9 protein-coding genes are annotated in these 14,584 nt (G+C 47.0%); 2 read left to right on the top strand and 7 right to left on the bottom strand.

The window, feature by feature from the left end:
• Positions 1-199: 199 nt before the first annotated feature.
• From FTT89_RS11810 to FTT89_RS11790, 5 genes are all read right to left on the bottom strand, one after another.
• A complete protein-coding gene (locus tag FTT89_RS11810; protein WP_005178661.1) occupies positions 200-2,839 on the bottom strand; it encodes a bifunctional aconitate hydratase 2/2-methylisocitrate dehydratase in 2,640 nt (879 codons plus the stop codon).
• A gap of 295 nt (positions 2,840-3,134) precedes the next feature.
• The gene (locus FTT89_RS11805; protein ID WP_168383471.1) at positions 3,135-3,404 is read right to left on the bottom strand and encodes a hypothetical protein; all 270 of its coding nucleotides are present in this window, start codon (positions 3,402-3,404) and stop codon (positions 3,135-3,137) included.
• A 271-nt stretch (positions 3,405-3,675) separates the two neighbouring features.
• The gene (locus FTT89_RS11800; protein ID WP_005178666.1) at positions 3,676-4,035 is read right to left on the bottom strand and encodes a hypothetical protein; all 360 of its coding nucleotides are present in this window, start codon (positions 4,033-4,035) and stop codon (positions 3,676-3,678) included.
• Between the two features lie 107 nt (positions 4,036-4,142).
• On the bottom strand, positions 4,143-8,654 hold the full coding sequence (locus tag FTT89_RS11795) for a translocation/assembly module TamB domain-containing protein (RefSeq protein ID WP_180061427.1): 4,512 nt from the start codon (positions 8,652-8,654) through the stop codon (positions 4,143-4,145).
• Between the two features lie 21 nt (positions 8,655-8,675).
• Positions 8,676-11,426, bottom strand: a complete 2,751-nt coding sequence (locus tag FTT89_RS11790; protein ID WP_104491595.1) for an autotransporter assembly complex family protein — start codon at positions 11,424-11,426, stop codon at positions 8,676-8,678.
• 177 nt (positions 11,427-11,603) lie between these two features.
• Here FTT89_RS11790 and FTT89_RS11785 point away from each other — a divergent pair, with 177 nt between their 5' ends.
• Together FTT89_RS11785 and coq7 are read left to right on the top strand one after the other, a co-directional pair.
• A complete protein-coding gene (locus FTT89_RS11785) occupies positions 11,604-12,923 on the top strand; it encodes an MFS transporter (RefSeq protein ID WP_016659084.1) in 1,320 nt (439 codons plus the stop codon).
• 4 nt (positions 12,924-12,927) lie between these two features.
• A complete protein-coding gene (coq7, locus tag FTT89_RS11780) occupies positions 12,928-13,563 on the top strand; it encodes a 2-polyprenyl-3-methyl-6-methoxy-1,4-benzoquinone monooxygenase (RefSeq protein WP_005178679.1) in 636 nt (211 codons plus the stop codon).
• 168 nt (positions 13,564-13,731) lie between these two features.
• On the opposite strand, the gene FTT89_RS11775 is transcribed toward coq7, so the two are convergent.
• The gene (locus FTT89_RS11775; RefSeq protein ID WP_005178682.1) at positions 13,732-14,169 is read right to left on the bottom strand and encodes a 2-amino-4-hydroxy-6-hydroxymethyldihydropteridine diphosphokinase; all 438 of its coding nucleotides are present in this window, start codon (positions 14,167-14,169) and stop codon (positions 13,732-13,734) included.
• A complete protein-coding gene (gene folB, locus FTT89_RS11770; protein WP_016659086.1) occupies positions 14,126-14,506 on the bottom strand; it encodes a dihydroneopterin aldolase in 381 nt (126 codons plus the stop codon). Before folB ends, FTT89_RS11775 begins: the two co-directional genes overlap by 44 nt.
• Positions 14,507-14,584: the final 78 nt, after the last annotated feature.

The raw sequence follows: 14,584 nt of genomic DNA, 5'->3' as shown, positions 1-14,584 counted from the left end.
TGTTCCATTTTAGAGATTTGTTTAAGATAAGATATAACTCATTGAGATGTGTCATAGTATTCGTCGTTAGAAAACAATTATTGTGACATTATTTCAATGAGTTATCTATTTTTGTCGTGTACAGAGAAAATTAGTATAAAAATAAGGGCTGATTACTCAGCCCTTATTTCTAACTCAATTTAATTTATTTTTCAATAAATTAGGTTAATTGAGCAGCAGCAATTTTCTTCGTATCTACATTTTCAGCAGCATCTGTATATTCAGACATTTGATCGAAGTTCAAGTACTTGTAAATGTCAGCAGACATGCTGTCGATTTGAGAAGCGTATTGTTGATACTCTTCTGGAGTTGGTAATTTACCAAGAACCGCAGCAACAGATGCAAGCTCAGCAGAAGCCAAGTATACATTCGCGCCTTGACCTAAACGGTTCGGGAAGTTACGTGTAGATGTAGACACTACAGTCGTGTTCGGAGCAACACGTGCTTGGTTACCCATACATAATGAACAACCTGGCATTTCAGTACGCGCGCCAGCTTTACCATAAATGTTGAAGAAACCTTCTTCCATTAACTGGTGTTCGTCCATACGCGTTGGAGGAGCCAACCATAGACGAGTAGATAAAGAACCACCAGGAACTTTATCTAGAAGTTTACCAGCTGCACGGAAGTGACCGATGTTCGTCATACAAGAACCGATGAATACTTCATCAATCTTGTCGCCTTGAACGTCAGAAAGCAGTTTCGCATCATCTGGATCGTTCGGGCAGCACAGGATAGGTTCGTTGATGTCAGCAAGGTCAATTTCATACACTTTAGTGTATTCAGCATCAGCATCAGCTTTCAGCAGTGATGGGTTCGCTAACCATTTTTCCATGTTCTCAACACGGCGCGCCATAGTACGAGCATCGCCATAACCTTGTGAAATCATCCACTTCAGCATGGTGATGTTAGAACGTAGGTATTCAGCAACTTTCTCTTCAGAAAGCGTGATCGCACAGCCTGCAGCAGAACGTTCAGCAGAAGCATCAGACAATTCGAATGCTTGCTCAACAGTTAAGTCAGTTTCCATTTCTGTTAAGTCGATCTCTAAGATACGACCAGAGAAGATATTTTTCTTACCTTTCTTCTCTACAGTCAGGTCACCTTCTTTAATTGCGTAGTAAGGAATCGCGTGTACCAGGTCACGTAGAGTGATACCAGGCTGCATTTTACCTTTGAACTTCACAAGTACAGATTCAGGCATATCCAGTGGCATAACACCAGTCGCAGCAGCGAACGCTACCAGACCAGAACCCGCCGGGAATGAAATACCAATTGGGAAACGAGTATGCGAGTCACCACCAGTACCTACTGTATCTGGAAGAAGCATACGGTTTAACCAAGAGTGGATAATACCGTCGCCTGGACGTAAAGATACACCACCACGGTTCATGATGAAGTCAGGTAGTGTGTGTTGCATTTGCACGTCAACTGGTTTTGGATACGCAGCTGTGTGACAGAAAGATTGCATTACCAGGTCAGCAGAGAAGCCCAAGCAAGCCAGGTCTTTTAACTCGTCACGAGTCATAGGACCAGTTGTATCTTGAGAACCAACAGTGGTCATCTTCGGTTCGCAGTAAGTACCAGGGCGAACGCCTTGACCTTCTGGAAGACCACATGCACGACCAACCATCTTCTGCGCTAAAGTGAAGCCTTTGCCAGAGTCAGCAGGTTGTACTGGAGTACGGAATAAAGAAGATGGCTCAAGACCTAAAGCTTCACGTGCTTTACCAGTTAAACCACGACCAATGATCAGGTTAATACGGCCACCAGCACGTACTTCGTCTAGAAGCACTGGAGTTTTCAGTTCAGATTCAGCAATTTGTTCGCCGTTTTTGAACGCAGTTACTTTTGCAGCAGCGTGATCGATTTTCAGTGTGATTTCATCACCCATGTTCATGTTAGAAACATCGATCTCAACTGGTAATGCACCCGCATCTTCCATGGTGTTGAAGAAAATCGGAGCAATCTTACCGCCTAAGCAGTAACCGCCGTCTTTTTTGTTTGGAATGTGTGGAAGTTCGTCACCGAAGAACCAAAGCACAGAGTTCGTTGCAGATTTACGAGAAGAACCGGTACCAACAACGTCACCAACGTAAGCAACCTGGTTGCCTTTCGCGATCAGTTCTTTAATTTGGTTTAATGGACCAACTTCACCAGGAACTTCTGGGTTGATACCATCACGAACGTTTTTCAGCATTGCATTTGCGTGCAATGGAATGTCTGGACGGCTCCACGCGTCTTGTGCAGGTGACAAGTCGTCAGTATTCGTTTCGCCTGTTACTTTGAAAACAGTCAGTTTGATTTCTTCTGGAACGTCTGGACGGCTAGTGAACCATTCAGCTTCAGCCCATGATTGAAGTACTGCTTTCGCATTATCATTGCCCGCTTTTGCTTTTTCAGCAACGTCGTGGAATGCATCAAATACAAGCAGGGTTTTCTTCAGAGCGTCAGCCGCTAAACCACCAAGTTCAGCATTTTCCAGAAGTTCAACTAAAGGCGCTACGTTATAACCACCAAGCATAGTACCTAGTAAGTAAACCGCACGTTCTTTAGAAACTAATGGAGAAGTCGCTTCGCCTTTTGCAACAGCAGACAGGAAAGCAGCTTTTACATAAGCAGCTTGGTCTACACCCGCTGGAACACGGTTTTCAAGCAAATCAACCAAGAAAGCTTCTTCACCAGCTGGCGGGTTTTTTAATAATTCAACTAATGCAGCGGTTTGAGCATCATCAAGTGGCTTCGGTGGGACTCCGAGTGCGGCACGTTCTTCAACGTGTTGGCGGTAAGCTTCTAGCACGGTGTTATTCCTCTTTTTTAAAAAATTACCTGTGAATTCCAGCTTGTTCAAAGCTTCACAAGTAATATGGACTGCAAAATTTTACTAAAATTCCAGTTAAAAGTTAATGCAAGGAAGGTGTTTCTTTGTGATGCTCATTATTTTATAACTAAATGATGTTCATATTGTTTATACAATAATCAAGCGGAGCACGTTTAGACCCGTCATTGCTGCTTTTAATCCACTTTAACCGAATTCTAAATAGAAAAAAGGCAACACTATGCTGCCTTTTCCGGGTTCCAATTACTATTCAACCTTAGTGTACCGTTGTACTGTTTAAATATTGCTGCAGATGTTCGCGACTGCCCTCAAATTTGACCTGAATTTCATCTTCATGCAGGGTAGTATGCCCGGCACTGGCAAAGGAGATATTGACCTGATAACGCTTGCTGTCAGCATCAATAAGTTGTTGAAAATAGACTTTATCTCCAATACTGAGCACATAGTTGCTATTGCCAATAATGGTCACGCCCTGTTCATCTTCCAAGAGCAAATCTGCATGATGCAGATAACCAATCACGTCCATGATGTGCTCCTTTCTTCTGGCTATTGTTAAATCCATTATTCATTAAAAAGATAAGCTTTTCTATATTGGTGCTAAAGAAAAGTGTCACAATATATATTTATATTGCTTAGGCTATTTAGAAATAAGTAGAGGAAGGAAAATTAGGTTAAATATCCGCTTAAAATATAAATCAACGCAGCGAATTTTGATTATTTTTATCTATATGCAGAAATAGTGAGCATAAAAAAATGCCAGATTACGGATATGTCATCTGGCATTTTGGGTTCATGACTTAAAAACGTCGATAATCCGGCATTTCGTCATACGGCGTAGCCAGACATTTTTCTGTATATTGCGCTTTAATTTTCTCACGCGCGGCATCTACATCACCCTTCACTTCCTGCTCAGGCATGGCATAGACCGTTTCAATAATCTCAAAAATAAATTTGCGTGTGGTTTCATCTTCTACTTTGTCCGCATGAGCCAGTGCCTGATCTTTTTCAATGGCATTTTGACGATCCAGCATGATGGTTCGTGCTGCATTACCAACACTGGTACAGTAACCTTTCCATTGCTCTTCCGGGGTTAAGGGCTTTTTCTCTGCACAGCCGGCCAATGCAATTACGGCAGCCAAAGCGAATAGTTTGTTCATGCATACTCTCCTATTTCCGCTATGATAATCAAAGTTATCGTGAATGAGAAATCGGCCAGAAAAAATGCGCCCGTGTTGAGCGCATTTTCAAGTTCAGAATAGACGGCTTAGAAACGCCAGTTATAGAAAATATCCACGGCACGTTCCAGCGACTGGCTGGCTTCCAGATACAAACGTTTGTTCATCTGATAACGCAAAGTCAGCTTGTTCACCGGGGTAAACACGCCCACGCCATAACGGATAAACAGATCCGGAGTGATATAACCGGTCAGGCTGACCTGGGTATCATCCCCCGTACCCTGTGCATCTAAAGCCAACCCACTTAAACCAAAGGTACGCCCAATCTGGTTGGTCAGGGCACGCGTGCCGCCTAAACCAAGACTGATACCTGCCGCCGCAATGGTATTGTTGACATCGGAACGGAAACTGTCGGTCTGGCTTAAACCGCTGGCACCTTCGTTAATCCGGCCGGTAATCAGGGCATTTAGTGCTTCCTGCTCGGACAAGCCGGCATCGTTATAGACCTGAATATTCGGACCAGAAGCCGTTCCGGTCACCCGCACCCCGACTACGCTGCCCTGTACGCTCTTGTTGGCATCAATATCTAGACTCGGGTTGGCTAATGGTCCATTAAAACGGGCGATGGCACGGTTTAAATCCAGACTTTGGCCATAGGCTTCAATCTTGACGCGCTGGCTAACCCCAATTGCACCATTGGCGCGCATGGCGGTTTCCAGACCACGCTGACTCAGATACAGACGGCCCACCAGTGGAATACGGCTGTCAAAGCCCTGGAAGATGACCTGATCGCCCAGATTCAGTTCCAGATCGGCACGAATATCCCAAGGACGCGCAGAGCGTAATACCGCCAGCTGGTCTTGCCCTTCATGCACCACACGCACATCCGAAGACAGATTCACCACCGGATCGGAAGCCTCAGGCATGGAAATTAACGCACGCGGCACATCGACCTTGCCATTTAAGCTTAAACGTTTCTGAGTCGGGAAAACCTCCATGGATAAATCCGGCGTCACAATGGCAGTAATTAGCGGCGCCTGACGCACCAGCAGATTATCCCCTTTTAAGTTCAGCTGAATTTTCGGTACGCCTTTCCAGTCAACATGACCGGTTAAATGTCCCACGCCCTGACCACTGTTAAATGCGCCATTAATTGTGGCCGAATCCTGTCTAATCGAGGAATACAGCTGCACATTGGTCAGGTTCACCGGCAGGGAAATCATGCTGATGGCACCATCTTTCAGACGCATTTCACCGGTCAGTAATGGCTGGGTTAACGTACCGCCGACCTTACCGGCAAAGGACAATACCCCAGCCATAGAACGCACATCGGCAATAAACGGCTTAAAGACTTTTAACTGCACTTCATTAAAGGCAATTTCACCGCGCATCGGCTTACGCTCGGTATATGGATCAATAATAACATTGGCATAACCGGCACCAATTTCCGGGGTTTTCACATCCAGTCGAATTTGCAGACCTTCGGCAATACTTTTAGCCACCACAGCCACCTGATCATAGCTTAAGGTCGAACCCAGTTCTTGCGGGTCATCACCTGCCAGACCAATGACCCCATTACGGGTTACCAGACGTGCATCAATTTTTGGCCGCTGGCCTTGTGCCCAGGAGGCTTTGGCATGTCCATTGACTTTACCGGTAATCGCCAGACCTTCCGGCATAAAGGCGGCAAAATCATTCAGGTCGACATTGCGCGTTACAAAGGACACATTGCCTCGGTTTTTATTGACCCGAATTGGCTGGTCAAAACACAACTGGCTTTGCTGGCTCATCCAGCAATGCGCACCCACAAACAGATCACTGGTTTTGGTCTGGAAGATGACCGAGGCATTCTGACGCTGCACCAGACGGGTTCTTAAGGAGTCAAAATCACCTTTCTGGATTTGACCCAGCCAGTTATTTTCAGCATTAAAGCCGCCGGCCAGCTGCACATAGAAGCTACTTAAACGGTTTTCCGCTTTCACTTTCAGCAGATGCGCCTGGCGGGTACCGGCCAGTGAAATCTCGCCTTTTTGAATTTCACGGTTGCCGCTACGTAAATTTTCCAGACTGGCCGTAAGCAAGGTTGGGGTATTTTCCGAGGTCGGCAATTCACCGCGTAAACGCATTTTGCGCACGCTAAACAGGTTATTTAAACCAAAATCATCGACCACCAGATTGGCGGTGGCCTGCAAACGTGGTTGCGACTGCACATTTAAATAGCCATAAGCACGGCCACGCAAACCGGCATACAGTTCATACAGTGCTGGTGCATTCAGTTTAATTCTCAGGTTTTGTGCATTACCAGTAGCCTGAATCTGGTTCTTGGCATAGGCCAGATATAAATTATTGGCCTCAAACTGCTGCGGCAGGAAACCTTGCTGATTGGCATCCATCAACAGGGCCAGATTACCGGTACCACGTACCGGTTTATTGTTGATCATGCCGGCCAAATTGAGCTTTTCAATATTGATGCGTTTAAGCTGATCTGACCAAACCCCTTGGGTACGTACATTGCCCGACAGCTCGCCGCGCACACTCGAGACAAAATAATGCGGTTTAAAGCGGATTAAAGAGGCGTTCAGGTTCCAGCCAATGCCATTTTTCAGGTTCAGCATACCATTGGCCAGAATCTGCCCGGCCACACCGTCATGACGCAGGTCTGAAATCTTGATCAGCTCCGGTGTACCGGACAGTTTCAGCTTTAAACTGCCCTGACTGGCTTGCAGCAGACTGCTGTTGAGTGCGCCATCATAATTGACCGCAAAGCTCTTGAAGCCGCCACCCGCACGCTCATCATGAAACAGCAAGGCCACGGTACTGTTCCCGGTCAAATGCACTGTTTCATCCTGCTCGGCCAGACGACCGCGTAAATCAATATTGTTTAAATGAATAATCTGCTGGTTTGGACGGGCAAAACCATTGGCCTGCAAACGGCCATTCAGCAGATTGACCGGAGCAGCATCAGCAATGATTTTCGGATTAAAATTATCCGCGTTTAAGGTAGCATTCCATTTGAGCTGGCGTTTGTCGGTTGGCAGTTCAATCAGCGCACGGCCCGTCAAGGTGCTGGCGCCGGCGTTATAACTAAAGCTTGGTACATCCAGATTATTGTTCTTCAGATTCAGCTCAGCCTTATACATGCCCGCTGGTAAAGCACCCTGCTCATGCTGCGCCACCTGGGTTGCGACAAAAATCTTTTGCTGGCCTTCGACCAGGGCCATCTGCACATCACCCGATTCACTGGATAACCAGCCAATATAAGGCATCGCGCGGTCAATATTGTTCCAGCGCACATCCAGTACCATGGGGTTTGGCTGGCGGTTTTTCGGCGCATTCTGATCCAGTTTCAGGTTCCAGGTTTCATAGCGGTCGAAATCGACCTGCGCCGTCAGATGAGTTCCATTTTCTAAATGGCCTTTAGAGGCAATTTGAGCATCCAGACTTGGCGGCAGAAAATCCTGCACCACTTGCGGAATGAGTGGGTCTTTCGGATTAATCTTGTCCAGACGACCGGTAATATCCCAGCTGACGCGCTCGTTCCAGCCGACCACACCAGCCACATTCACGGCGCCCTGCATCAGCTGGCCATTTAAGTTGCTGATGTTCAGCTGATTGACCAGATCGGTATGCATAAGCGCGGTATATTGTCCTTTTGGAAGATCTTTACCCGTCAGATCGGTAGCGACATCTAAATCCAGACGCTTGATATCACCCTTAAACTTGGCTGTGCCGTCTTCTGTATACAGCTCCCAATCTTGTAACAGCGGCCAATGGTATTGATTGAACTGCAGCTCGCCAAACATCGGCACATTTTTACGCATTGGATGCAGCACCACCCAACCGGTGAGCAAATCGGGCGTATAGGTCGCCACCCCGGCCTGAACGGTATCTAAAGACCCTTTGGCGACGACTTTAATATCATGAATATTCAGGCTGTTGTTTAACGAAGGTAAATTCACATCACCAATGGCATTCAGCGGATATTTGCCATAAAAATCCATATCGCCGCTGGCATTTTTGACCGACAGATAATCCATACGCATACTGGAATCTTCAAATTCCAGTTTGGTGCCCGACCACAGCGCATCGTTCAGGATTACATCATAAAAATTGACTTTGCTGCCGCCCGAGGTCTGAATCAGCAAACGGTCCAGATCGGCATGATCAAGCCGAAGTACAAAAGGCAGACGGATTTCATTAAACTTGAATGGTCCATCACTTGGCGGTCCTTTGGTGGTAATTTGCAGATTACGCACATCGGCATGGGTAAAATGGATTTCCTTATTCAGCACGGCGCGCCAGCCCAGCATGACATCAGCGCGGTCAATTTTGACATCGACTGATTTTAGCGTAACCAGAATATTGCGCAGGATAATACCGCGTAATAAGTTTCCGCCTTCATATTCATACTGAATGATCTGCTGACGTTCCAGCACCCGGTCGAGCAGGAATTTACTGCCACGGTCGGTCGAGAACATGATTGCCAAAGCCGATACCAGCAACACCACCATAAACAGCAGTGACAACAAGGCACTTCTGACTATTCTGCGCTTTTTGGGTACAGGCGCGGGTGTATTTGGTTGCTGTTCAACTTCAGCCATAGTTCTCTCTAAATCTTAATTTTATAATTGCGAGCCAATAAAGAAATGCAGACGAATTGGATGATTCTCATCCGAAATGCCCGAAGCGACATCGACCCGAATCGGGCCAATTGGTGATGCCCAGCGTACCCCTAAACCGACACTGTATTCGGTCGGATTGCTAAAATCGGCATCATAGGCATTACCAAAATCGCTAAAAATTGCTGCGCGCCAGCCTTCCCTGAATTGATAGTTATATTCCAGTGAGCCCACCCCAAGTGCTTGTCCACCAATTTTAAAGCCATCAATTTGCGGAGACAGGCTCTTAAAGTCAAAACCGCGAATGGTCTGATCCCCACCGGCAAAGTAACGTAGATTATAAGGCACTTTGCTAAAATCTTCGGTCACGATATAACCCAGATCGGCACGACCAACAAACTGATGATCGTTATTTTCACCCAGAGAATAAATAAAACGCCAGCCGGCATTTAAAATTGCCATATCGGCATCGGACAACAGGCTTTCACTGCCGAGTTCAACTTTATAAATCTGCTTGAAACCACGGGTTGGATTCACACGCGGGCTACTGTCGGTGCGCGACAGTTCATAACCAAACAGTAAAGACTGCTGTTCGGTGGAACCATTGCCAATAAAGGCGTCAGGAATCTTGTCAATATCGACCACACCGTTCTGGGTTAAACGGTCCAGACGGTAACGCAGACCATAAGCATGTTGCCAGCTGCCACGCGGATTTTTAATAATCCGGTCGGCGCCGGCCACTGCCGATTCAATTAACAGGTCATTGCCGGCAGAAACATCGCTACGCTCTTCACGCTCATAACCGGCCACCAAAGTAATATAGTCATTCAGTGGATGATTATAGGGAATGCTATAGCGGCCATCTAAAGACTGGCGGATTTCAGATAGTTCCAGGTTGGCATCGAAGGAGTGACCACGACGGTTAACAATGGCCCGGCGATACTGGCCACGTACACGCATTCCGGTATCTGTGCCATAACCGGCACCCACTTCTGCACTGTTCAGCTTGTCGGCGTTCAAAGTCACAATCACCGGAATTTTCTTTTCCAGACGTGCCTGTTCTTTTAGCCGTTCTTCTTCTGACTGCTGGGTTTCCTGTTCGACCCGCAGCTGACGGATGTTTTCATTCTGCTCGGCTTCCTGAGTGCCGGCAAACTGGTCTTCATCCACCACTGACTGGGTCACTTCTTCAGTCGAGCTTAAATCTTTCTGGTCCTGAACCGGCTGGAAGTCTTCAGCGGAAAGTTTGCGCTGATCAACCAGGGCCTGAATATCCGGTGGCAACTCTGTTGGGCGTTCCAGCGGATCGGGACGCATGGTATCGACCAACGTATAGTTAAAATAACGTGAGTTGGTCAGGTTATTGGCCAGACCGTTGACCCGCCAGAAAGTATAATCGGCGCCATCTTCCCACGGCACCATGCTTTCCAGAATATCCATATCCAGAGGAAATTCTTTGCTCGGATCGCTCATCCGGAACTGGGCCGGCCCCAACGTATAACGCTCGCCGGTTTCATAGCGCAGATTAATATCGGCAGTATTTTGCGGCTGCGCCACTTTCACGTCATGCAGGCGCCAATAGCCATCAAAGAAACCGTTATTGGAGGCAGCATCATTAATCCGGGTTTTGGTCTCTTCATACAGACCGTGGTGAAACACATCGCCCACATCCTGATCGGGCAGGACGCGAATTACCTGGAACTGTGCCAGATTCTCACCTGGGCCGCTAAATTCAATATTCTGCTCCTGCACACGCACCGGTGTATTTGGTGTGACCAGAACCCGCACCCGGCTGTCATTCAGCTTTTCAAACTTGAATTCGGCATGATAAAAGCCGACGGCCTGTGCCGCCTGATTAGATAAAGAACGCAGCTGTGGTAAAGCCGAGGGAAAATCGGCAAAAGATTCCTGGGTAAAACTGGACAGTTTGCCGCGCACATTGGCACGCAGATTTTCCAGTGCCGTGGCATAGGCCTCTGCGGAAACTTCACCACTATTTTCGGCGCCGGTAATCACCACATCGGCACTAATCCGGGGCACCCGTGCAGTATTTAACTCACGCGGTGGACGTACCTTATACAGCAAGCGCCGGAAAAACCCCGGTTTATCGGCATCGGCCACTTCTGTATTCAGGCCCAATTCAGTCAGGGTTCGGCCGGAGGTATTCGCTTCCACCACAATCTGGCTGTCGGCGCGAATACTGTCCATGAGCTGGTCGACATTGACCGGAGACTGGTTAATTTCAGCCAGTTCCTGCTGGGTGGCATCATTAATTAGTACTTCAGTATTCTGCTCGGCGCGATACTGGCGTGCTTCCTGTTTGGCCTGTTCAGCGATCTGGAAAATTTCTGCGGCCATATTGGCATCGACCGGCATTACCGGTAAATCATCCAGATTTTCCAGTTCAATTGGCTGAAACGCGGCTATCGGTTCACTGCTATTTTGCTGCTGTTGCAACATCTCCAGACTGTCCGGCTCAGTGCTGGACGCCTGAAAATTTTCAATTTTTTCTAATTCTTCAGGGGTATCTTTACCCTGGCTAAGCGCCAGATCGCGAATTTCCTGTTTCATGTCGGCGGATGCGACCGGATCGCTCGCAGGTTCTGTCACTGCGGGAGGATTTTGACTAAAGCCCTGCTGTGCGACTAAACTTAAAAAGATGCTCAGACAAAGTTGTCTGGAATGCCTCCACTGAATTATGGCATGCATACTGTTAGACAGCGCAGACTTTTTAAAAGTTCGGTTCACAAGCATAGAAAACTCTAAATTTAATCTTTTTAATGGAAAAATCCGCAATGAAATGTTCGCTAACAGACTCTAATTTATTGGATTTTTTCAACAGTGAAAACACTGCAAAATATCATACATGATTTTCGGGCAATTATATCAATTGGTCACATTTCTTAATAAAACTAATGAAGTCCACTTCTTATGGAAAAAAATGAAAATTTGCTAGCCACACGACGCTTCTTGCCCATGTTCTGTACCCAGTTTCTGGGCGCGCTGAATGACAACGTGTTTAAGCAGGCTTTGCTGCTGGTGATTACCTATGGCTGGATCAGTCAGCAATCTGGCAGTATCAGCACCCTGAATAATCTGGCAGCACTGCTGTTCATTTTGCCCTATTTTATTTTCTCGGCCACAGCCGGACAAATTGCCGATAAATATGAACGCTCGCAGCTGGTGCGTTATTTAAAACTGCTGGAAATTGCGGTGATGTTACTGGCCACGGTCGGCTTCCTGATTGGCAACTTATGGTTGCTGATGTTTGCCCTGTTTTTAATGGGTACCCAATCGACCTTTTTTGGTCCCATCAAATATGCGATTTTGCCAGAAATCCTGAAACCGAATGAGTTGATGTCGGGAAATGCGCTGTTCCAGTCCGGCACCTCAATTGCCATTCTGGTCGGGATGATTCTAGGCGGCGCGGTGATTTCCCTCTCCGCTGGTAATTTACTCTGGATCAGCCTGACCGTGCTGGCTATTGCCGTGGTCGGTTATCTTGCCAGCCGTTTTATTTTAAAACAGCCGATTGCTGCACCGCAGTTACAGGTGGACTGGAACTTTTTCCGTACCAGTATTCAAACCTTAAAATATGCCAAAAACCTGCCGCTGATTTTTCTGATTTTACTCGGTAATTCCTGGTACTGGTTTTACGGCGCGACGTATCTGACCCAAATTCCGCAGCTGACCCAGCAAAATCTGCATGCTTCTGAAAATGTGGTCAGCTTATTGCTAACTTTCTTCTCGGTCGGGATTGGTGTCGGCTCATTACTCTGTCGTAAAATTGGCGGTACCGAGGTAAATATCAAGATGGTGCCGATTGGTGCAGTCGGTTTAACCGTATTTGCATTTTATCTGGCCGCCGCCCTGGCCTTTGTACCACCACAAACTGGTGAACTACTGGGCTTAAGCGAAGTCTTTCAGCAAGGCTGGAGTTATTATCATGTGATGCTGGCCGTGACCTTGCTCGGTATTAGTGGCGGTTTTTATATTGTGCCCCTATATGCCATGATGCAGGCCTATTCACCGCGCTCGCATCGTGCCCGGGTGGTGGCAGCCAATAACATTTTAAATGCGATTTTTATGGTTTCTTCAGCCATCTTCTCGATTATTATTTTAAGCGTGCTGCAAATTGACCTTAAAATTCTGTTTTGCATTACTGCTGTTTTAAGCGCCATATTCACCATCTGGCTCTTGTTTAAACTCAAGTCTATGCTTGATACTGCAGCAGACCCTCTGGAGGATTAAATTCATGCGTCATTACACCGGTCTCGACAAGTTTATTCATTCATTTGATCAGGCCTTACGCAGCCTGGTTCCGGGTGTCACCTCGGCTCAGCGCGATAATCCTGGGCAAAATACTCCAACTCAATTAGCAGTGAGTGAAGCGCGTCATGTGGCGGGATTAATGCGGGTCAATCATAGTGGTGAAGTTTGTGCGCAGGCGCTGTATCATGGTCAGGCACTGACAGCGAAGCTCCCGAATGTACGCCGCGAAATGGAACAGGCCGCCATTGAAGAACAGGATCATTTGGCCTGGTGTGAAGACCGTTTAAAAGAACTGGATAGCCATACCAGCCTGCTCAATCCGGTCTGGTACGGACTATCTTTTGGCATGGGCGCTATTGCCGGAATTGCCGGAGACAAATATAGCTTAGGTTTTGTCGCTGAAACTGAGCGTCAGGTCAGCCTGCATTTAGAAGATCATATTCGTCAATTGCCAGCACATGATGAACGCTCGCGCAAAATTCTGGAACAAATGAACGAGGATGAGCTGCATCATCGTGATACGGCGCTAAATGCAGGCGGGGTTGATCTCCCTGCGCCTGTACGTATTGCTATGACCGGTATTTCAAAACTGATGACCAAGACCAGTTATTATATTTAAGCGTTTTATCTTCATCATGTTTGATGAAAGATTCCAAAAACAGCCTGCATCCTCGCAGGCTGTTTTATCATGCGTGTGCAAGCTTAAGTAAAATCAACACGACCAATTTATCTACTTAATTTAAAAAGCCCGGTATAAAACCGGGCTTGCTGATGCGTCATGTCATCTTCACGCTGAACATTGAATTACAGGAAATGGATGGGGCTGGTGGGCAAATGCCGCATTGTGCCACAGCTCGAACATCGGGATTTTTACATCCAGAGCCAGCGGTAATTTTTTCGGATTAAATTGCATTTGCTCCAGGCTTGTCCCCCAAGCAATTAAATCCACATCTAAACTGATTTGATGTGAAGGTCGTACCCGCCCGGAATCTGCTTCTAACTGTTTTAGCAAGGCCAGAATCTGCTCGACACTGTGTTCACTCTTGAGCAGACAGGCGGCATTCCAGTAATCCGCACCAATCCCATCCCGGCACGGAATCAGATAAATCGAGGAACACTGCAAACGCCCCAAACGCGACAGCGCAGCAAATGCCTGTTGAAAATGCTGTTCAGGATGAGAATTACTCGCCAGTGCTAGGGCGAAAATCGTTTCGGTGGCGTTCAAGACGAATTCCTACAGATTGGGCTTGCGGGATAATGGCAGGCTTGCGGATGCTAATCATAATCGATTCAACTGTAGGATAGTGAGCAAAAAGTGCATCCAGCACCAGCTTTGCTGCATGTTCAATCAATTTTGGCTGAGCGGCCTGAATCACTTGCGCAGAAATTTCGCAAATTTCGGCATAGTTCAGGGTATCTTCCAGTTCATCAGAACAGGCAGCCTGCTCCAGACTGCACTGAATGCTTAAGTCCAGCAGCAAAGGCTGGATAATCTGACGCTCCCAGTTAAAACAGCCCACCACTGTTTCGACCTTTAAGCCTTCAATAATAATTGCGTCCATCGGATTACTCGGGCGTGTATAACATGAATCATCGCCTGCCTGCTACATTAGCATCACGTGTCACTTTGCGATGTAGCA

This window comes from Acinetobacter sp. YH01025 (genome assembly GCF_013420185.1).
Lineage (GTDB): Bacteria > Pseudomonadota > Gammaproteobacteria > Pseudomonadales > Moraxellaceae > Acinetobacter > Acinetobacter indicus.
This window is presented reverse-complemented; position numbering and strand designations above follow the sequence as displayed.